This is a genomic window from Bacillus sp. ABA4_010 (genome assembly GCF_056159105.1).
This window is the reverse complement of record NZ_JBSWUN010000003.1, coordinates 2,509,628-2,530,065: the sequence shown is the minus strand read 5'-3', so window position 1 is coordinate 2,530,065 and position 20,438 is coordinate 2,509,628. Positions and strand designations below refer to the sequence as shown.

Sequence of the window (20,438 nt, the reverse complement as noted above, 5' to 3'; positions counted from 1 at the left end):
ATGACATTACATGTTCTCGCAAAAAGTACATTAGTTGGGGTTTTATCGTTATCTTTATTTACGGCTTGTTCACAAACAGAAACAACGTCAAACGAAGAAGGAACAAAACCAGCAGTACAGCTTTCATTAGAAGAAATTACTCAAAAAGCGAAAGAAGAAGGCGAAGTTGCGAGTGTCGGTATGCCAGATTCGTGGGCAAACTGGGGACAAACATGGAACGATTTGAATACGAAATACGGCTTAAAGCATCAAGATACAGATATGTCGAGCGCAGAAGAGTTAGCGAAGTTTGAGGCAGAAGGTGAAAATGCAACAGCGGATATTGGAGATGTTGGTGTGAACTTCGGACCGCTTGCAGAGGAAAAAGAGTTAACGTTGCCATATAAAACATCTTATTGGGACGAAATTCCAGAATGGGCAAAAGATGATGATGGGGACTGGATTGTTGGCTACCAAGGAACCATTGCTTTTATAACCGATAAAAACAATGTAAAAGATGTGCCAACATCTTGGGAAGAGTTAGCGAACGGCGATTATAAAGTAGCGATTGGCGACGTTATGAAAGGTGCACAGTCACAATTTAGTGTATTAGCTGCGGCGATGGCAAACGGCGGAGATGAAGCTAACATTGAACCTGGTCTTGAATACTTTGCGAAGCTGGCGAAGGAAGGACGTTTTTCGACAACGGATCCATCTGTTGCAAATTTAGAAAAAGGTGAAATTGATGTAGCAGTTATATGGGATTTCAATGCGTTGAATTATCGTGACCAAATTGATAAAAACCGTTTTGAAGTAAGCATTCCGGAAGAAGCATCTGTAATGAGCGGATATGCAACGGTTATTAACAAGCACGCGAAACACCCGCATGCGGCCATGCTGGCACGTGAATACATTTTATCAGATGAAGGGCAAGCAAACTTAGCACGTGGATATGCACGCCCAATTCGTGACAACGTAGAGCTTCCAGAAGATGCAAAAAGCAAGCTTCTTCCAAACGAAATGTATGAAAACGCCAAACCGGTAGGCGACTTCAAAGTATGGGAAGAAACAACGAAGAGATTGCCACAATTATGGCAGGAGAAGGTGCTTATTCATGTCAACTAATCGTGTAATTATGGTCATGCTGGATGGCCTTCGCTATGACACGGCGATTGAACAAATGGGCTATTTAGGCCATCTTGTTGAAAAGGGAGCAGCCGCTCGCTATAAAGTGAAGTCAGAAGTACCGAGTATGTCTAGACCGCTTTATGAAGTGCTACTGACAGGAACACCTCCAATTGAAAATGGCATTACATCAAATAGTGTCGTTCGGTTATCAACAGAAGAAAGCATTTTTCACTTAACAAAGCAAAACGGATTAACAAATGCAACGGCTTCGTACTCTTGGGTAAGCGAGTTGTATAATAAAGCACCATTTAATCCATATGAAGATCGCATTCAGCATAATTCGGATATGCCTATTCAGCATGGAATCTTCTATTGGGAAGATCATTATCCAGATACGCATTTGTTTGCAGACGGTCATCATTTATTAGAAACGATTCATCCGGATTTCCTTTATATTCATTCCATGAATATTGATGATGAAGGACATAAGCATACAGCAAACTCACCGCAATACCGAACAAGTGCGATTCAAGCAGATGTCATTTTAGCAAATATTATGCCTAAATGGCTTGAAAAGGGCTATCAAGTAATCATTACAGCCGATCATGGGATGAACGATGATGGTCAGCACGGCGGGATGAATGATGATGTGCGCAATGTTCCGCTTTTCATCGTATCGAATAAAGTAGCACCGGGCATTTACGAAGAAGAAGTACCGCAATTAATGGTCGCACCGCTTGTTTGTCATCTATTAAACATTGAACCATCGAGCAAGATGCATCCACTCTATTTGCCTGGATTAAAAGATTAAAAGCATTGAATTATTGAAATGAAGCGTCCTTGCATCTGTTAGGATGTCGGGACGCTTTGGATAGAGAGGGTGTTAAGAAATTGAACGCAGCGAAAAACCGTTTCGTCATTTTATCGATTATGCCAATGGCTGCATTACTTGGTGCTTTTTTATTTGTTCCGCTGTTGGCCATGATTGCAGGGAGCTTCACAAAAACAGGGGGCGGAGCATGGACGATTGGGCAATACAAAGAGATTATGACAAATGCGTATTATTATCAAGCGATTAAAAACAGTATACTTATTTCGTTGAGTGCCAGTGTTATTGGAATTATTGTATCAATTATGGCGGCTTATTCGATTACAAAATTAAAGATAGCCACCCAAAAACGTGTGTTAATGCTGATGAACATGACCTCCAATTTCTCTGGTGTTCCATTAGCCTTTGCTTACATTGTTCTTCTTGGAAACAGCGGATTGTTTACGATTTTGTTTCATGAATTAGGAATCGATATTTTTAATGAGTTCAATTTATATTCTTGGAGCGGTCTTATTCTTCTTTATGTGTATTTTCAAATTCCAATGGGCATCATGCTGCTTTATCCCATTTATCACGGAATTGCAGAGGAATGGAAACAAGCTGCCCATTTATTAGGGGCTTCAACATGGCAGTTTTGGGTGAAAATTGGTCTTCCGTTCATCTTGCCAGGTGTGGCTGGAACGTTTAGCACTTTGTTTGCGAATGCGATGGGAGCGTATGCAACGGCTTATGCACTTGTTGGAAGCAGTTTTAATTTAGTTCCAATTCGAATTGGGGCGCTCGTTTCAGGTGATATTTTCGCACAGCCTGAACTCGGGAGCGCGCTGGCGGTGTTATTAGGAGTCACCATGACATTCGCCTTAATTGTGAATGAATGGCTCATGAAAAAAGTGAGGAGAGATTTACAATGAATCGTCGAGTAAACGGACATCAAGTTGTCATAGGAGTAGTGATGGCCTATTTGTTTTTACCCCTTGCTGCCACATTGCTTTATGCACTTTCGACAAAATGGAATACAACCATTTTGCCAGAAGGGTTGACATTCAAATGGTTTGTCCAATTGTACAGCGATCCGCGCTTCATTGATTCGTTAGTACGAACACTTATCCTAACTATTGGAACAATGGTATTAGCCATTTTTATTATGGTACCGGCTGTATTTACAGTCATCGTGTATCTTCCTCGCTATGAAAAAACTCTTCAAATCCTCGTAATGCTTCCGTATGCCATTCCAGGCGTTGTTGCGGCGGTAGGGTTAATCCGAGCTTATTCAGGAGGACCTGTACCGATGCTCGTGGTATTAGTCGGTTCCTATTTCGTATCCATCTTGCCGTTTATGTATCAAGGGATTCGAAATAGTTTGCGGGCTGTACAAGGAAAGGTATTAGTAGATGCCGCTGAATTGCTCGGCGCGACAAAGTCGCAGGCGTTTTGGAAAGTTATTGTTCCAAATATTCTACCAGGAATTTTCGTCTCGTCACTGCTATCGTTTTCGATTTTATTTGGTGAATTTGTACTGACAAATTTACTTGTAGGCGGCCATTTTGAAACAATCCAAATTTATTTATACCGCCGCATGTCCGAGAGTGGTCATTTATCTAGTGCGATTGCGGTTTCTTATTTCTTACTTCTTGCTATTTTAGGAAGTGTCATAGTCATGATGAACAAAAAAAGAGAGCGACATATTAGCTAGGAGGATATCGTACAGATGAGTTATTTAACAGTTCAGCAAGTGTCTCATTCTTTTCACGAACAAAAAGTATTAAAAGAACTGGATTTATCGATTGAAAAAGGAGAACTTATTACGCTTTTAGGACCGAGCGGATGCGGAAAATCGACACTGCTTCGAACAATTGCCGGTTTAATGATTCCAGAGAGTGGCACGATTGCCATTGATGGAAAAGACGTGACAAGATTGGAGCCGAAAGAACGTGAAGTTGGCATGGTGTTTCAATCGTATGCATTATTTCCAAACATGACGGTTTTTGATAATATCGCGTTCGGTTTAAAGATGAAAAAGTTGAAACGGGATGTTATAAAAGAAAAAGTGAAAAACATGGTAGAGCTTGTTGGGCTGAAAGGAAAAGAGCAGTCATATCCGCGGCAATTGTCAGGGGGGCAGCAACAAAGGGTGGCACTTGCCCGTTCATTAGTCGTGGAGCCAAAAGTATTATTACTGGATGAACCGTTAAGTGCACTTGATGCACAAATTCGTAAAAGCTTGCAAACACAATTACGAAACATTCAGAAGGAATTAAACATGACGACGATTTTTGTGACGCATGACCAAGAAGAGGCGATGGCGATTTCAGACCGCATTTACATTATGAACGGAGGTCAAATCGCACAAGCTGGGACACCGCATGAATTATATACAAAACCAAACAGCGAGTTTGTTGCGCGTTTTATGGGGAACTACAATGTATTAACGAAAAATGATGTAGCAGAGCTTTTTGGTTCTCAGTCTTCATTTAAGGGGGAACTGTTTGCATTGCGTCCTGAAGTGATTAGCCGTCAAAAACAAGATGCCTTTTTAACAGTAACAGGAAAAGTGGTCAGTGTGTCTGTGCTTGGAAACATTATGGAATATGAAACAGCGTGCGGCGATGTCCGTTTAAAGGTGGAGGAGCTGCACAGTACGCATGGCCTCATGAAGCAAGGAGATGTACAGCAGTTTTATATAAATCCAAAGGATGTGGTGACATTACGATGATGTTATCTTCTGAAGAGAGACGACATGAAATTTTACAGTTGCTACAAGAGCATGGAAAGATTTATGTCAACCACCTTGCCCAAAGTTTAGATGTTACGCCTGAAACGATTCGAAAAGACTTGACCTTTCTTGAAGAACAAAAGCTATTAAAACGAATACATGGCGGAGCCATTCCATATACGTATCAATCCCATGAACCTTCTTTTGAAAAAAAGAGAACAATCAAGCATGAAGAGAAGAGAAAAATTGGTGAGCGTGCGGCAATGCTCATTGAAGATGGCGATATAATTGCCATTGATGTCGGAACAACAACAGTGGAACTAGCAGCTGCCATTGAAGGAAAACACGACCTCAAAATTATTACAAATTCGTTAGCGGTTGCCAACGTCCTTTGTCAATCTCTCGATCAAAATAAATTTGACGGGAAGGTCGTAGTGCTTGGTGGAACGTTGAGTGAACAACAGCAATCATTCACAGGGTCTATAACGTGTGAGATGTTGTCACAATTTCGGGTAGATAAAGCGTTCATTTCATGTGTCGGGATTACAGAGCAAGGTGTAAGTGATACAGATATAGAGGAAGTGCAAGTGTCAAAGAAAATGATTCAAGTAGCGAGGGAGTCGTTCATTTTGGCGGATTATTCAAAACTCGATACAGATTCATTTTGTATGATTGCACCTCTTACAGAGTTTTCTGCGATTATTTGTGACAAAGTGTGTACAGAAAGATGGGCAACGATTGCTGAAGCAAACGAATTAACATGGATATGTGCGGAGGAAATGGAACATGAAAGTTGATTACCATATTCACCTAGAAGAAGGGCCTTACTCAATGGGGTGGCTAACACGAACACATGAAGCATACGAGCATTTCACTTCTCCAACTGAACCGAAACATTCACGAAAATGGTTAAAGCAAGCGGTTGAAAGGCTGTACAAGCGAATGGACCGAGGGTGTTATTCAGAGGAATGGCTCGATCTTTATTTAGAAGAAGCGCTTCGTAAGGGGATAAAAGAAGTCGGGTTTGTTGATCATTTGTATCGATTTAAAGAAACGAGAACGTATTTCGAACAGTTTATGACCTTAGATGACAGCGAGCTCGGTCAGATGCAACGAAAGTGGCTCGAGCATGTTATGACTGAAACGATGGCTGATTTTTTTGATACGATTGAACACTTAAAAGAAAAATGGAAGCAAAAAGGTGTCACTTTACGTGTCGGTATTGAAGCGGATTATTTCGTTGGGGGAGAAGAACAGTTAAAAGAGCTGCTGGCACCGTATGATTGGGACTACGTCATTGGTTCCGTTCATTTTATTAACGGCTGGGGATTTGATAATCCGGAAGCAAAAGAGAAGTTTGAAGAATATGACCTTCTTGCACTTTATAGCCATTTTTTCTCAACAGTGGAACAAGCGATTCGTTCACAGCTATTTGATTTTGTTGCACACTTAGATAACTTGAAAGTATTTAAGTATCGCCCAAATGAAAGTTTGCTAGTGTCACATTATGAAAGAATAGCAAAAGCTTTAATGGAAACCAATACGGCGACTGAAATCAATGCGGGTCTATTTTATCGCTATCCAATTAAAGAAATGTGTCCGAGTCCATTATTTTTAGAAAAGCTTCTTCAAAAAGGTGTGCCGATCACTTTATCATCGGACTCTCATTTTCCAGATGATTTAGGGAAGTATGTAGCTGAACATGCAGCGATGTTAAAACAGTTAGGTGTAAAAGAAGTGGCCACTTTTGAAAGAAGAAGGCGAATCATGAAAATGATGGAATGAAGATGTAGTACTATTTACGAGAGAATAAAAGCAAAAGGAAATATTGCTGCAACCTGATTGGTACAAGAAGACAAGTAGTGTACGGTTTGGCGTGTACTTTTGATTTGCCTGCTGTCAAGCATTGACTTCCCTGTTAGTTGAAGTTTATAGTGGAGTTTAAGCTAATACTGGTATATTTCTTGATTAGGTAACTATATCGACTGATTTAGAAAGCCCGATATGACGTAAGATAGTGATGTCAAACTTTCTAACCTTTGAATGATTATTCAGGAGGTGTGAAGAGCCTCTTGCAAACGCCCTTCCATTAAATAAAGCGGTGTCGAATCATGAAGTGAAATATAGACGGGAAATATACTGCTTTTTTGTTAGGGGGAAGTAACGATGATGAGCAAATCGAAAGGAACAATTGAAGCGGAAATAAGCAAGGCTTTGACCCAATGGGAAAAAGATTTTCTTGGACGAGGGTCTGTATCGGTTAAGGCAGATATTTTACGCGATATGATTATCGTCAGTTTGCGTGGTATTTTAACACCTGCGGAATACTCGCTTTGTGAAACGAAAGAAGGAATTCTATCAATCAAAAAAGTTCGTTCGGATTTGATTGAATTAGGAATAGAAGATTTACAAAAGATTATTTTTAACATTACTGGAGTGGAAGTGAAGAGCTTTCATACGGATATCAGTACAAAAACCGGCGAACGTATTATGGTGTTTAAACTAGAGGAAGAGCTGGAGAAGAAATTTTAAAAGTGACTGTTGCAAGAAGTGCTGTTTGAAAAATTTGTTTTTTTTCAAAGGGCACTTCTTTTGTGTACAGAGATGGTAGTCAGTCTTTTCATCTTTTGTTCAGTTCAGCTATCCTTGACAAGCTTTTACGTTTACTTGAGTTGTCACAAATTAGTTATACAAAAGTCACAGATTAGTCAAACAATAAGTCGGAAGGAACTAGTGTTATTCGTTACAATATACTTGTGAAGTGGTGAACAATCACTCAAGTCATCAGATGACATGATGATATGTTTAGGGGGGATATTTATGACAGAACTATTTTTAGCAAGGCTTCAATTTGGGGCGACGACGATTTTCCATTTTTTATTCGTGCCGATGTCCATCGGGCTCGTATTTATGGTTGCTTTAATGGAAACGTTCTATGTCGTGAAAAAACAAGAGATTTACAAGAAAATGGCCAAATTTTGGGGGCATTTATTCTTAATTAACTTTGCAGTAGGGATCGTGACAGGGATTATCCAAGAATTTCAGTTTGGAATGAACTGGTCTGAGTATTCTCGGTTTGTTGGAGATGTATTTGGAGCCCCGCTGGCTATTGAAGCATTGCTTGCCTTTTTCATGGAGTCTACGTTTATTGGGTTATGGATTTTCGGCTGGGATCGATTATCGAAAAAGGTTCATTTAATGTGTATTTGGCTTGTATCGTTCGGTACGATGCTGTCCGCTCTTTGGATTTTAGCAGCCAATTCTTTTATGCAAGAGCCCGTAGGATTTGTGATGAGAAACGGCCGAGCAGAAATGACTGACTTTTTTGCATTATTAAAAAACCCGCAGCTACTAGTGGAATTTCCGCACGTTATTTTTGGAGCGTTAGCGACCGGTGCGTTCTTTATCGGTGGAGTAAGTGCCTATAAACTATTAAGAAAGCAAGAGGTTGAGTTTTTCAATAAATCCTTTAATATGGCGATGGTAGTCGCGTTAATTGCTGGATTGGGTGTAGCTTTCAGCGGTCATTCGCAAGCACAGCATTTAATGGAGTCACAGCCAATGAAAATGGCAGCAAGCGAAGCTTTATGGGAAGATAGCGGCGATCCGGCAGGTTGGACTATTATTGCTGGAATTGATGTGGAAAATCAAAAAAATAAATTTGAACTAACCGTTCCTTATGCGTTGAGTTATTTGGCGTATGAGAAATTTTCGGGAGAAGTTCCAGGGATGCTCACGCTCCAAAAGGAATATGAAGAAAAATATGGTGAAGGAAACTACATACCGCCGGTAAAAACCACCTTTTGGAGCTTCCGAATTATGGTTGGCGCAGGGCTTGTGATGATTTTAGTTGCCATGATGGGGATTTGGTTCAATTTCCGTGAAACATTAATGGAAAAGAATATCTTTTTAAAAATGATGGTAGCCCTTATCTCTTTCCCGTTTCTCGCGAATACCGCAGGCTGGATTATGACAGAAATTGGCCGTCAGCCATGGACGGTGTTTGGACTGATGACAACATCTGCTTCCATCTCACCGAACGTGTCTGTTCAATCACTGTTATTTTCATTTATTGCGTTTACGACTGCTTATTTAGTTTTAGCCATCGTACTTGTGTACTTATTTATCCGAGAAATTAAAAAGGGAACCGAGTATCATTATGCTGTAAACGATATGAACGTGTCTGTTGATCCGTTTGATAAGGAGGTCTTTCAATAATGGAATTGAGTGAGCTTTGGTTTATATTAGTGGCCGTTTTATTTATCGGATTTTTCTTTCTGGAAGGCTTTGACTTTGGAGTGGGAATGGCCGGTCAGCTTTTAGCGAAAAACGACATGGAACGTCGCATTCTCATTAATACAATCGGTCCTTTCTGGGATGCGAATGAAGTGTGGTTATTGACAGGAGGAGGGGCCATTTTTGCTGCTTTTCCTCACTGGTATGCGACGATGTTTAGTGGTTATTATATTCCATTTGTTTTTGTTCTTCTTGCTTTGATTGGTCGAGGGGTCTCTTTTGAATTTAGAGGGAAGGTTCACAATGAAACATGGACGAGAACATGGGATTGGGTGATTTTCTTTGGAAGCATTTTGCCGCCGTTTTTGTTTGGTGTCTTGTTTTCAAGTCTTCTGAAAGGAATGCCAATTGATGATTCGATGACATTGAGAGCCGGTTTTACGGATTATGTCAATGTGTATTCAGTGGCAGGAGGCGTGACCGTTACGCTGTTATGCTTCTTTCATGGACTCTTGTTCCTTACATTGCGTACAGTCGGTGATTTACAAAGACGAGCACAGCAGTTGGCAGGGAAAATCGTATATCCTGTGCTCGCTTCACTTGTTGCGTTTGTCGGGTTTTCTTATATGGAAACAGATTTGTTTACGTATAGAGGCGCAGTGACTTTGCCGATGGTTGGCTTAATCGTTGGGTGCTATGTGCTAACAATCCTCTTATTGAAAAAACAGCGTGACGGCTGGGCATTTGGAATGAGTGGAGCCGGAATTGCGTTAACGGTCGGTATGATTTTTGCTGGTCTGTTTCCTCGTGTCATGATTAGTTCACTTGACAGTATGTATGATTTAACAGTGTACAATGCGGCATCAGGTCCTTACTCGCTGAAAGTGATGACCATTGCGGCTCTTACGCTGCTGCCGTTCGTGCTTGGTTATCAAATTTGGAGTTATTACGTATTTCGTAAGCGTGTCGACGGGAAGGACATGATTTATTAATGGGTAAACAATTATTTCAATACAGCGGCATGACAACCATGCTGATGGTTCTTATCGTATTGACCATTGTTCAAGGGGTGTCTATCATTCTGCAAGCCATTTGGCTTGCAGATGTAGTCACACATCTGTTTCATCAAGGATCTCTAGAAGATGTTTCTCGTGCTATTTTGTTCTTCTTTCTTGCGTTTCTTGTGCGCTATGCGATTCATCATTTGAAGCAGAAAATCGTCTATCGATATGCTGTGAACATAGGAGCGGACCTGCGTAAAAGAGTTCTTGACAGCCTTTTTTACATGGGCCCGCGTGTAGCCAAAAAGCTGGGCACAGGAAATATTGTCACCTTACTACTTGAAGGGGTGTCTCAATTTAAACAATATGTAACGTTGTTTTTACCAAAGATGGCGAATATGCTCGTGCTTCCTGTCATGATTGTTTTGTATATTTTTATAAAAGATCGTACATCAGCCATTATTTTAGTGGTAGCGGTTCCTATTTTAGTCAGCTTTATGATTTTACTCGGCTTAGCAGCTAAGAAAAAAGCAGATAAGCAATGGAGCATGTACCGAATTCTTTCTAATCATTACGTTGATTCGCTTCGAGGACTGGAAACGTTGAAATATTTAGGGCTCAGCCGTTCTCATACCGAAAAAATTAACAATGTGAGTGAACGATATCGAAAAACAACAATCGGGACATTGAAGGTGGCGTTTTTATCATCGTTTGCGATGGACTTTTTCACGATGCTATCGGTTGCGACGGTGGCGGTGTTTTTAGGGCTCCGATTAGTGGAAGGAGAATTAATGCTTGCGCCAGCTTTGACGATTTTAATTTTAGCGCCAGAATATTTTCTTCCGATAAGAGAGATTGGCGCCGACTACCATGCAACCTTGAACGGTCAAGAGGCAGGTAGAAAGCTGCTAGAAATTATCTCTAGGCCTCGCTTTAAAGAGGAAGTGAAAAAGCCGATTCCAAATTGGGGCGAACATGAAAACATGAAACTGGCTTCCATTGTTGTCCAACATGAGAAAGAGGGGAATCCGTCACTAAATGGGGTGGATTTGTCTGTACAAGGTTATAAAAAAATTGGAATTGTTGGAGAGAGCGGTGCGGGGAAATCGACGTTAATTGATGTCATTGGCGGGTTTGTTGAGCCAGTTTCAGGGACGATTGAATTAGGGGGACAATCATTTGTTCATTTGCAAAAGGAAGAATGGCAAAAACAGCTTATTTACATTCCACAGCACCCCTATTTGTTTCAAGGTTCGCTTTTTCATAATATTACATTTTACAGTCCTGATGCTCGGGAAGAAGACGTACGTTGGGCGGCAGAGCAAGCTGGTTTATCGGAATTGTTGAACGAACTGCCGAACGGTCTGCAAACGCAAATTGGCGAGGGAGGGCGTTCCCTTAGTGGCGGGCAATCACAGCGGGTAGCGATTGCACGCGCTTTTCTTGAAAATCGCCCGATTCTTTTGCTCGATGAACCAACGGCCCATCTTGATATAGAAACAGAATATGATTTGAAGGAAAATATGCTGTCTCTCTTTTCAGGAAAGCTCGTCTTTCTCGCTACGCACCGACTTCATTGGATGCTAGATATGGATTATATTTATTTTTTAAAGAAGGGAAAGATTGTGGAAGAGGGAACACATGGTGAGTTGATGAACAAGAAAGGCCATTATTATGAGATGGTCAAAACACAAATGGGTGATTAAGAATGAAGGAAAAAGAATGGATTGTTCCATATATAAAAGAAAATGCTCGCTTGTTAACGCTCGTGATTTTATTGGGACTGTTTACAGTGTCTGCCGCCGCTGCATTAATGTTCACTTCAGGTTTTCTCATTTCAAAGGCTGCGACCAGACCGGAAAATTTATTAATGATTTATGTTCCGATTGTAGCGGTTCGGACGTTTGGAATTAGCAGAGCTGTTTCCCGCTATGTGGAGAGGTTAGTCGGTCATGATGTGACTTTGAAAATATTGTCAAAAATGAGGTTGAAAGTGTATGAGCTTATTGAACCTCGAGTGTTGTCGCCATTTTCTTCGTTTAAAACAGGCGATGTGCTCGGTCTTTTAGCAGATGACATTGAACGCCTTCAGGACATTTATTTAAAAACCGTTTTTCCAGGTCTTGTTGGGCTTTTCCTTTATATTTTATCGATTACGGCACTTGGGTTTTACTCATGGCCTTTTGCTTTAGTAATGGCCGTTTATGCAGGAGTACTATTATTTTTATTTCCATTTGTGTCGTTGCTTGTGACGAAATTAAAGGTGAAAAAACTAAAAGCCGGCCGTCACCACTTATACGGACGGTTAACTGATGCGGTGCTCGGAATAAGTGATTGGCAGTTTAGTGGGCGTCAATCGGATTTTATTAGCGAATATGAGCAAGAAGAGCATAAACTGTCACTTTTAGAGTTGAAACGTGCTCGCTTCGTCAGATGGCGGAATTCAATGGCGCAAGGAGTAGTCGCACTCATGGTTGTCACGATGCTTTGGTGGACAGCTGGAGAAAGTGCTTCTGGTCAGTTAGCCTATACGCTTATTGCGGCATTCGTTCTCATTCTTTTTCCGCTCACAGAAGCTTTTTTACCGCTGGCCGATGCCGTCAGTGAAATCCCAGCATATGAAGATTCGATGGAGCGACTGTCTCGTTTATCGTCGTCAGCTGTTAATTCAAAATCACCAGTCCCTTATTATAAAGAGACTTTTAGAAAAGAAAACGGAACGATGCTGGAATTTCACGATGTCTCTTTTCAATATGAGGACCATCCAACTATTAACCGAGTAACCTTTTCGTTAAAGAACGGTGAAAAAACCGCCTTGCTTGGACCGAGCGGATCGGGAAAAACGACAATTTTAAAGTTAATTGAGGGAGTGTTGTCTCCAACTGACGGAGCCGTTACGATGAATGGAGTGGCAACTGAGAGAATGGGTGAGGATATATCGAATTGGGTGGCGGTGTTAAATCAGCAACCACACTTATTTGATACAACGATTCGAAATAATATCCGATTAGGAAAACCAAGTGCGACGGATGAAGAAGTGTATTGGGCTGCTAAGCAAGTCAAGCTTCATGATTACATTGAATCACTTCCTGATGGGTATGAGACGCCGATGCATGAGACCGGGATGCGTTTTTCCGGCGGTGAACGTCAGCGCATCGCTCTTGCCCGCATTTTGCTTCAAGATGCACCGATTGTTGTTTTAGATGAACCGACCATTGGACTTGATCCATTGACGGAAAAAGAATTGATTACGACCATTTTTGATACGTTAAAAGATAAGTCTGTTTTATGGATTACCCATCATTTAGCCTTCATCCATTTAACCGATCAAGTCGTTTTTCTTGAAAAAGGTAATATTGTACTGCAAGGCACCCATGACCAGTTATTGAACACGAGTGAAAGATATGAGCGCCTTTATCAGCTTGACCGTCCATTTTATTAAGGGAATGGGCTATGTAAGCAATTGAAGCCGATGCGTACGCATCGGCTTTTCTTCTGTAACGATCATGTTTGACTTTTACTCCCACACATATGGCGTTTCTTGATACACGTAGTAGTTCAGCCAGTTCATGAATAGCAAATATGCATGAGAGCGCCAAGTTTTGACCGGCTTACAGGTTGGGTCATTTCCAGGAAAATAATGGACCGGGGCCTGTGCTTCCATGCCTTTTTGAAGGTCGCGTGTGTATTCTTGCTGCAATGTTTCCGCATCGTATTCTGGATGACCAGTAATAAAAATGAATTTTTCATCTTTAGACATGACAAGGTAGACGCCAGCTTCATCCGAATGGGACAATAACATTAAGTCAGGGTGCTGCTCGATTTCGTCTTTGCGAATGTCTGTATGGCGCGAATGCGGCGAGAAAAATTGATCATCAAGTCCGCGCAACAGTCTAATCGGTTCGTCTGCTAGATGGTGACGGAATACACCGGAGCATTTGTTCGGTAAAGGGTATTTTTGAATACCAAAGTGATGATAAAGCCCGGCTTGTGCTCCCCAGCAAATATGTAAAATTGATGTGACATTGGTACTGGACCAATCCATAATTTCGGCAAGTTCGGGCCAATAGTCGACATCATCAAAATCTAGCTGTTCAACGGGAGCACCTGTAATGATCATGCCGTCATATTTTCGATGTTTAATTTCATCAAACGTTTTGTAAAACTGATTAAGGTGAATTTGACTCGTTGTTTTCGTCTCATGTGTAGCTGGATAAAGCAATGTAATGTTCACTTGCAGCGGGGAGTTGCCGAGCAGCGCAGCAGCTGAGTCTCCGTTTTTTCTTTCTCCGGCATTAAATTTAAAATCACAATATTTAATGGACGGATATCTTGGGAGACAGCACGAAGATCATCCATCACGAAAATACGCTCTTTTTCTAAAATTGCTTTAGCGGGCAAATCCCGTGGGATATTAATGGGCAATCCTAAAACCTCCTTCTAAGCGTGGGGTGTAAAATAATATATACATTATAAGAATATACAGAAAATTAAGCAATCATGTTTATTCCAAAAATTGATTCTTTTTTGTCCAACCTTGAAATGGAACATGTTAAAATGAGAGCGCATGAAAGCAAGAAGAAATGGGAGGTTGAGAGATGATTATTGCATCTACATACAAAAGTGATTTACAAATCGCTCAAGAAGCCAATATAAAAAAAATAATGGATATCGCAGGGCAGCTTGATTTGACGGAGGAAGAAATAGAGCCGTACGGACATTATAAAGCAAAGCTGTCCCTTAATATATTAAATCGTTTACATAACAAAGAAGATGGAAAAGTCATTTTAGTGACGGCCATTAACCCAACGCCTGCTGGTGAAGGAAAATCAACGGTAACCGTCGGATTAGGGCAGGCACTCAATCGCCTAGGGAAAAAGGCTGTCATTGCTATGAGAGAGCCTTCTCTTGGTCCAGTAATGGGCATTAAAGGAGGGGCAGCAGGAGGCGGTTATTCGCAAGTTATTCCGATGGAGGACATTAACCTTCATTTTACCGGTGACTTTCATGCGATTACAGCCGCAAACAATGCGCTTTCTGCTTTCATCGACAATCATATTCATCAAGGAAATGAACTTCGCATCGACACACGAAAAATTTCATGGAAGCGTGTTGTCGATATGAATGACCGTGCTTTAAGGCAAGTAGTCGTTGGGTTAGGAGGTCCGGTCCAAGGGGTTCCGCGTGAAGACGGTTTTGACATTACTGTTGCATCGGAAATTATGGCTGTATTCTGTTTGGCAACAGATATGAAAGATTTAAAGAGACGCCTAGCTCGCATTGTCGTTGCTTACAATATGGACGACGAGCCGGTAACAGTAGCAGATCTTGGGGTAGAAGGGGCGCTAACTCTTTTATTGAAAGATGCATTAAAACCGAATCTTGTCCAAACGTTGGAGCATACACCTGCTATTATTCATGGAGGACCGTTTGCGAATATTGCGCATGGTTGCAATAGCGTGATTGCGACAAAAATGGCGACTAAGCTCGGGGAGTATGTCGTGACAGAAGCAGGGTTCGGAGCCGATTTAGGGGCTGAGAAATTTTTAGATATTAAAGCGCGCATGAGCGGGATGAAACCAGCAGCAGTTGTGATTGTTGCGACCATTCGAGCATTAAAAATGCATGGGGGCGTGCCAAAAGAGCAATTGTCAGATGAGAATGTCGAGGCGCTGCAAATAGGAATAGCCAATTTGAAAAAACATATGGAAACGATTCAAGCATTTGGTTTACCGTTTGTAGTAGCCATTAATCGATTTGTGACAGACACGCAGGCTGAAATTGACGCACTTTTAGCTTGGTGTCAAAATGAGCAAGCACCTGTCGCTTTAACGGAAGTGTGGGAAAAAGGTGGAGAAGGTGGCGTTGAGTTAGCAGAAAAAGTAATGGAAGCAATCGATAAAGGAAAGAATGAGTTCGCCCCGATTTATGAGACGTCTCAATCGATTGAACAGAAAGTAGGGGCCATTGCCAAAATTGTGTACGGAGCTGACGGTGTTGAATTTTCTGCTAAAGCGAAGAAGCAAATGGTGCAATTTGAGCGGCACGGGTGGAGTAACTTACCGATTTGCATGGCAAAGACGCAATATTCCTTAAGCGATGATCAAACGAAGTTAGGCCGCCCTTCAGGGTTTACAATTACTATTCGGGAATTCAGGCCGTCAATCGGAGCCGGCTTCTTGGTTGCGTTAACTGGAGCCATTATGACAATGCCAGGACTACCCAAAAAACCGTCTGCGCTTAATATGGATGTTGATGATGCTGGACGTGCAGTTGGAATTTTTTAAAAGGACTGAAGATGATGTTTGATCCTATTGTATTTGATAATTTAAAAGTTGTGGTTGAAGGAGAAGTGTATGAATTAGATTTAGAGGGGCGTCTAGCTGTCGTCAATCGAGAGGACTATGTCGATTTGGCACGCTTTTCACGTGTATACCGAATTTCCTTTAAACAACATGATAGCATGACAGCCAAGTTGACGTTAAAAACGCACATTAATCACATTCATGCCGAGCTGACTGAGAATGAAAAAATAAAGCCAGGTTGTTTAATTGAAATTGCGTTTGCGTTATCGCAAACAAGTCCGTTTTCTGAAACGCAATGTGCAAACTATGAGAAACGCCTTCGCACTATTTGGGGGAAAGAACGAACCATCGAACAGCGTGTCAGCCATGTTGTTGGGACGAATCGCTATGAAAACGAAATGAGTATTAAGTTTAACCGTTATATTTATGAAGACCAAGTAGATGATATTGTAGAAATGATTGAGTATATGTCGGAAACGTTGGAACAGTTTCAGTAACGTATTGAAATGAGTGATAAAAGCATTCATTTTTGCATTTTGCCAAGATGCCGATACACTAAAAGAAATGCAATGAAGAATGACTGTCAGCAATTCATTCTTTACTAGTTGGAATAGGAGGAGGCAAAAATATGAGTGTTTATTCGTATTCGGTTCAAACGATTAAAGGGGAAGAAGTTTCGTTCGAACAATATAAAGGAAAGATTCTCTTAATTGTGAACACTGCAAGTAAATGTGGATTTACCCCCCAATATAAAGGACTTCAGGAGCTTTATGACAAGTATCAAGATCAAGGTGTGGAAGTGTTAGGTTTCCCTTGTAACCAATTTGGCGCACAAGAACCTGGTGGAGAACAAGAGATTGAATCATTTTGCGAACTGAATTATGGGGTTACATTTCCGATGTTTGCTAAAGTAGATGTTAAAGGAGAACAGGCACATCCGTTGTTCACTTATTTAACAGAGCAAGCTCCAGGCCTTCTCGGCTCAAAAGCGATCAAATGGAACTTTACGAAATTTTTAGTGAATCAAAAGGGAGAAGTAGTGAAACGTTTTGCGCCACAAACCGCTCCTGCTGATATTGAAAAGGATATTGAAGGTTTAATGTAGTGTCCTGCTTTAAAGCGTGAGCGATTCAGTAGCACACTCAAAATTGTACGATTGGTTTCTTTCTGATGAGCCAAAAACACGAAAAAGGCAGGACTCCCTGTCTTTTTCGTGTTATTAAAACAGTTCGCCTTTTCCCCATGACTCGGCAATTTGGTCCCCCTTTTGTTACGAAGAAGGATCAGGATCCATGCTCATCCATTTCGCTTTTTTTCCTGTATTGAACGTTTTTTATAGGTTAAGCAAGGGGGAAAGTGTAAAGGAAAATCCTTCTCAGTCTGCTTCTCCAATAAATGATTTTTTCATGATACAATAACGATACATAAAAAATAAGATGGTGTTTAGTCACTATATTAGCTTTCGAGATTGGCGACGTTAGTACATATTAAAGAACAAGAATGAGGTTTGAGAATGAACAATGATATGATTCAACTTACGGAAGAATGGGTAAAACAAAAGCTTGCGTATGATCATAGCGGTCATGACTGGGAACATATCAGAAGGGTGAGGGATAATGCGCTTTACATTGCCAAACGAGAAGGAGGGAATGTGCTTGTTATTGAATTGGCCGCTTTATTACACGATGTAGTCGATGATAAAGTTGTCAACGATGTGGAAGCGGCTTACTTGGAGTTGACCCAATGGTTGCACAAACAAGGGATTGCTTCAGCGGTAGTAGAACAAATTATACATATTATTTCGACGATGTCCTTTAAAGGGGGCAACCGCCCGCCGATGAGCACACTGGAAGGGCAGATTGTTCAAGATGCCGATCGTCTGGATGCCATTGGAGCCATTGGAATTGCCCGCACCTTCATGTATGCCGGAGCAAAAGGCACTGTCATGTACGATGATGCGGTATCAGTCCGAGAGATGATGACGGAAGCAGAATACCGTCATGGGAAAAGTACGGCGATCCATCATTTTTATGAAAAGCTGTTAAAGCTGAAAGACTTAATGAATACTGATACAGGTAAAAAATTGGCGGCAGAGCGTCATCAATATATGGAACAATACGTACAACAATTTATGAAAGAATGGAATGGATTGCGATGAAAATGTTAACAGTAGAAAACATGACGAAAACGTATGGAGAAAAAGAGCTTTTTCAAAGCATTTCTTTTACGATTTCCGACCAGGAGCGCGTTGGTTTAATAGGGGTAAATGGGACAGGGAAATCGACTCTTTTAAAGATTATTGCAGGGTTGGAATTTGCTGACTCTGGTGATATCACGCATTCAAAGGATTATCATATTAGCTACTTAGCTCAGCAGCCTGAGTTTGATGAACAGCTTACAGTTATTGAACAAGTGTTCAGCGGAGATAGTCCGTTATTGAAACTATTGAAAGATTACGAGCTGGCTTTATATGACCTTGAGCGCGATTCAGCCAATGAACAATACCAAGCTGCACTGTATCGAATTCAGCAAAACATGGATGCGATGAATGCGTGGGAAACGAATTCAAGTGCTCAAGCCATTTTGACAAAGCTCGGCATTACTAATATGCGTCAAAAAATGGGTGAGTTATCAGGCGGACAGAAAAAAAGAGTGGCACTTGCTCAAGTATTGATCGAGACACCAGACTTGCTCATTTTAGACGAGCCAACGAACCATCTTGATTACGAAACGGTCAAATGGCTGGAAGAATATTTAGCTCGCTATCAAGGTGCGCTGTTGCTTGTAACGCATGATCGTTATTTTTTAGATGCAGTTACAAACCGCATTTTTGAACTTGATAAAGGGACGATATATAGTTATGCAGGAAACTACGGAGCCTTTTTGGAAGGAAAGGCGCTTCGGGAAGAACAAGAGCAAGCCACCCAGTCAAAACTTCACAATTTATACCGAAATGAACTTGCGTGGATACGTCGAGGAGCGAAGGCGCGAACAACGAAACAAAAAGCGCGAATTCAACGCTTTGAACAATTAGAGTCGAAACTGGACCGTTCCCAGTCTGATAAACTGGACATGAGTTTAGCAGGAAGTCGCTTAGGGAAAAAAGTATTTGAATTTAACGAAGTGCAAAAGTCGTACGGAGAGAAAGTCATTTTACGCAATTTTACTCATATTGTGAAAAAAAGCGATCGTGCTGGTATTGTAGGAGCGAATGGAAGCGGAAAATCGACTCTGTTAAATATGATTGCAGGGCGAATTCAGCCGGACAGCGGAGAAGTCGATACAGGACAAACCGTTAAAGTGGCGTACTATACGCAAGAAAATGATGATATGAATTTAAATCAGCGCATGCTGGATTATATTAAGGAATCTGCTGAAGTCATTCATACGACAGATGGAAAGGTTCTCTCGGCTTCGCAAATGCTGGAACGCTTTTTATTTCCATCACATACGCATGGAACACCTTTACGCAAGTTGTCAGGTGGGGAGCGCCGCCGCCTTTACTTATTAAAATTACTAATGACAGCACCGAATGTCCTCTTGCTGGATGAGCCGACAAACGATTTAGATACGCAAACGTTAACTGTGCTTGAAGATTATTTGGAAGAGTTTCCTGGTGTTGTGCTGACAGTATCCCATGATCGCTATTTCTTGGATAAAGTAGTTGATTATTTGCTTGTGTTTGAAGGGAATGGGACAGTTTCAACTTATTTTGGCGCTTATACCGATTATTTGGAAGAAAAGCTTCAAAAACAATCGCAGATTGAAGCGGTGCCGAAAGTGAAGGAAGAGAAAAGTAAGCAGGCGGAGAAAACGAAAAAACGCAAACTTTCCTATAACGAGCAACGAGAGTGGGACACGATTGAAGATAGCATTGCCGAGTTGGAAGAAAAACTAGAACAAATTGCAGCGGAAATTGAAGCGTCCGGAAGCAACTATGAAAAAGCGCATAACCTGATGCTGGAACAAGAGCAGATGAATGCAGAACTGAGTAAAATGATGGACCGCTGGGCAGAGCTATCAGAACTGGTAGAAGAAATGCAGAGCTAATGATGAAAAGAGGGGGCGTGGGACGTAACGTAGTTCAGCAAAGTCTTCCCCCTCTCTCTTTAATCGCGTTGTTAGACTTCCGTTTTTAAGATGTGCTACAATTTTGATGGAATGATGTGTTTGGCTTAGACGTGCATATGAGTCAAACATTAGCGCTAAACTTTCAGATAGATATAAAAAGAAAAGGAGACGCGATT

Annotated in this window: 17 protein-coding genes and 1 pseudogene; 17 read left to right on the top strand and 1 reads right to left on the bottom strand. The window is 41.2% G+C overall.

The features are described from left to right. The 12 genes from ACXAEO_RS13770 (at window position 1) to cydC (ending at window position 13,328) form a co-directional block, all read left to right on the top strand. The gene (locus ACXAEO_RS13770) at window positions 1-1,104 is read left to right on the top strand and encodes an ABC transporter substrate-binding protein (protein WP_474881961.1); all 1,104 of its coding nucleotides are present in this window, start codon (window positions 1-3) and stop codon (window positions 1,102-1,104) included. Beyond that, window positions 1,094-1,918 carry an alkaline phosphatase family protein gene (locus tag ACXAEO_RS13765; protein ID WP_474881957.1) on the top strand — a complete coding sequence of 275 codons (825 nt, stop codon included), beginning with the start codon at window positions 1,094-1,096 and terminating at the stop codon, window positions 1,916-1,918. The genes ACXAEO_RS13770 and ACXAEO_RS13765 overlap by 11 nt, the downstream gene beginning before the upstream one ends. Before the next feature lie 119 nt (window positions 1,919-2,037). Next, a complete protein-coding gene (locus ACXAEO_RS13760; protein ID WP_474884160.1) occupies window positions 2,038-2,847 on the top strand; it encodes an ABC transporter permease in 810 nt (269 codons plus the stop codon). After that, window positions 2,844-3,629: an ABC transporter permease gene (locus ACXAEO_RS13755; RefSeq protein WP_474881955.1), complete on the top strand. Its 786-nt coding sequence runs from the start codon at window positions 2,844-2,846 to the stop codon at window positions 3,627-3,629. Before ACXAEO_RS13760 ends, ACXAEO_RS13755 begins: the two co-directional genes overlap by 4 nt. A gap of 15 nt (window positions 3,630-3,644) precedes the next feature. Then, the gene (locus tag ACXAEO_RS13750; protein WP_474881953.1) at window positions 3,645-4,649 is read left to right on the top strand and encodes an ABC transporter ATP-binding protein; all 1,005 of its coding nucleotides are present in this window, start codon (window positions 3,645-3,647) and stop codon (window positions 4,647-4,649) included. Beyond that, a complete protein-coding gene (locus ACXAEO_RS13745; RefSeq protein ID WP_474881951.1) occupies window positions 4,646-5,446 on the top strand; it encodes a DeoR/GlpR family DNA-binding transcription regulator in 801 nt (266 codons plus the stop codon). Before ACXAEO_RS13750 ends, ACXAEO_RS13745 begins: the two co-directional genes overlap by 4 nt. Next, on the top strand, window positions 5,436-6,434 hold the full coding sequence (locus ACXAEO_RS13740) for a histidinol phosphate phosphatase domain-containing protein (protein ID WP_474881949.1): 999 nt from the start codon (window positions 5,436-5,438) through the stop codon (window positions 6,432-6,434). The genes ACXAEO_RS13745 and ACXAEO_RS13740 overlap by 11 nt, the downstream gene beginning before the upstream one ends. Window positions 6,435-6,818: 384 nt before the next feature. Beyond that, complete coding sequence (locus ACXAEO_RS13735; protein WP_474884158.1) at window positions 6,819-7,181, top strand: Na-translocating system protein MpsC family protein; 363 nt, start codon at window positions 6,819-6,821, stop codon at window positions 7,179-7,181. 288 nt (window positions 7,182-7,469) lie between these two features. Further along, entirely contained in the window at window positions 7,470-8,867 is a 1,398-nt protein-coding gene (locus ACXAEO_RS13730) for a cytochrome ubiquinol oxidase subunit I (protein ID WP_474881947.1), read from the top strand. Beyond that, complete coding sequence (cydB, locus tag ACXAEO_RS13725; RefSeq protein WP_474884156.1) at window positions 8,864-9,877, top strand: cytochrome d ubiquinol oxidase subunit II; 1,014 nt, start codon at window positions 8,864-8,866, stop codon at window positions 9,875-9,877. Before ACXAEO_RS13730 ends, cydB begins: the two co-directional genes overlap by 4 nt. After that, window positions 9,877-11,592, top strand: coding sequence for a thiol reductant ABC exporter subunit CydD (cydD, locus tag ACXAEO_RS13720; RefSeq protein WP_474881944.1), 1,716 nt, complete (start codon window positions 9,877-9,879; stop codon window positions 11,590-11,592). Before cydB ends, cydD begins: the two co-directional genes overlap by 1 nt. A 2-nt stretch (window positions 11,593-11,594) precedes the next feature. Further along, window positions 11,595-13,328, top strand: a complete 1,734-nt coding sequence (gene cydC, locus ACXAEO_RS13715) for a thiol reductant ABC exporter subunit CydC (RefSeq protein ID WP_474881940.1) — start codon at window positions 11,595-11,597, stop codon at window positions 13,326-13,328. A 75-nt stretch (window positions 13,329-13,403) separates the two neighbouring features. Here cydC and metA read toward each other — a convergent pair. After that, window positions 13,404-14,311, bottom strand: a pseudogene (gene metA / locus ACXAEO_RS13710) (homoserine O-acetyltransferase MetA). A 173-nt stretch (window positions 14,312-14,484) separates the two neighbouring features. Here metA and ACXAEO_RS13705 point away from each other — a divergent pair. From ACXAEO_RS13705 to ACXAEO_RS13685, 5 genes are all read left to right on the top strand, one after another. Beyond that, complete coding sequence (locus ACXAEO_RS13705) at window positions 14,485-16,173, top strand: formate--tetrahydrofolate ligase (protein WP_474881938.1); 1,689 nt, start codon at window positions 14,485-14,487, stop codon at window positions 16,171-16,173. A gap of 11 nt (window positions 16,174-16,184) precedes the next feature. Continuing rightward, window positions 16,185-16,688: a hypothetical protein gene (locus ACXAEO_RS13700; RefSeq protein WP_474881936.1), complete on the top strand. Its 504-nt coding sequence runs from the start codon at window positions 16,185-16,187 to the stop codon at window positions 16,686-16,688. Window positions 16,689-16,819: 131 nt separating this feature from the next. After that, entirely contained in the window at window positions 16,820-17,296 is a 477-nt protein-coding gene (locus tag ACXAEO_RS13695) for a glutathione peroxidase (protein ID WP_474881934.1), read from the top strand. 408 nt (window positions 17,297-17,704) lie between these two features. Next, window positions 17,705-18,349, top strand: coding sequence for an HD domain-containing protein (locus ACXAEO_RS13690; protein WP_474881930.1), 645 nt, complete (start codon window positions 17,705-17,707; stop codon window positions 18,347-18,349). Further along, complete coding sequence (locus tag ACXAEO_RS13685) at window positions 18,346-20,241, top strand: ABC-F family ATP-binding cassette domain-containing protein (protein WP_474881928.1); 1,896 nt, start codon at window positions 18,346-18,348, stop codon at window positions 20,239-20,241. Before ACXAEO_RS13690 ends, ACXAEO_RS13685 begins: the two co-directional genes overlap by 4 nt. Window positions 20,242-20,438: the final 197 nt, after the last annotated feature.

Bases quoted from the DNA above. Each gene is read 5' to 3' on its own strand.
- ACXAEO_RS13770 (WP_474881961.1), top strand. From the start codon at position 1: ATGACATTACATGTTCTCGCAAAAAGTACATTAGTTGGGGTTTTATCG.
- ACXAEO_RS13765 (WP_474881957.1), top strand. From the start codon at position 1,094: ATGTCAACTAATCGTGTAATTATGGTCATGCTGGATGGCCTTCGCTAT.
- ACXAEO_RS13760 (WP_474884160.1), top strand. From the start codon at position 2,038: ATGCCAATGGCTGCATTACTTGGTGCTTTTTTATTTGTTCCGCTGTTG.
- ACXAEO_RS13755 (WP_474881955.1), top strand. From the start codon at position 2,844: ATGAATCGTCGAGTAAACGGACATCAAGTTGTCATAGGAGTAGTGATG.
- ACXAEO_RS13750 (WP_474881953.1), top strand. From the start codon at position 3,645: ATGAGTTATTTAACAGTTCAGCAAGTGTCTCATTCTTTTCACGAACAA.
- ACXAEO_RS13745 (WP_474881951.1), top strand. From the start codon at position 4,646: ATGATGTTATCTTCTGAAGAGAGACGACATGAAATTTTACAGTTGCTA.
- ACXAEO_RS13740 (WP_474881949.1), top strand. From the start codon at position 5,436: ATGAAAGTTGATTACCATATTCACCTAGAAGAAGGGCCTTACTCAATG.
- ACXAEO_RS13735 (WP_474884158.1), top strand. From the start codon at position 6,819: ATGAGCAAATCGAAAGGAACAATTGAAGCGGAAATAAGCAAGGCTTTG.
- ACXAEO_RS13730 (WP_474881947.1), top strand. From the start codon at position 7,470: ATGACAGAACTATTTTTAGCAAGGCTTCAATTTGGGGCGACGACGATT.
- cydD (WP_474881944.1), top strand. From the start codon at position 9,877: ATGGGTAAACAATTATTTCAATACAGCGGCATGACAACCATGCTGATG.
- cydC (WP_474881940.1), top strand. From the start codon at position 11,595: ATGAAGGAAAAAGAATGGATTGTTCCATATATAAAAGAAAATGCTCGC.
- ACXAEO_RS13705 (WP_474881938.1), top strand. From the start codon at position 14,485: ATGATTATTGCATCTACATACAAAAGTGATTTACAAATCGCTCAAGAA.
- ACXAEO_RS13700 (WP_474881936.1), top strand. From the start codon at position 16,185: ATGATGTTTGATCCTATTGTATTTGATAATTTAAAAGTTGTGGTTGAA.
- ACXAEO_RS13695 (WP_474881934.1), top strand. From the start codon at position 16,820: ATGAGTGTTTATTCGTATTCGGTTCAAACGATTAAAGGGGAAGAAGTT.
- ACXAEO_RS13690 (WP_474881930.1), top strand. From the start codon at position 17,705: ATGAACAATGATATGATTCAACTTACGGAAGAATGGGTAAAACAAAAG.
- ACXAEO_RS13685 (WP_474881928.1), top strand. From the start codon at position 18,346: ATGAAAATGTTAACAGTAGAAAACATGACGAAAACGTATGGAGAAAAA.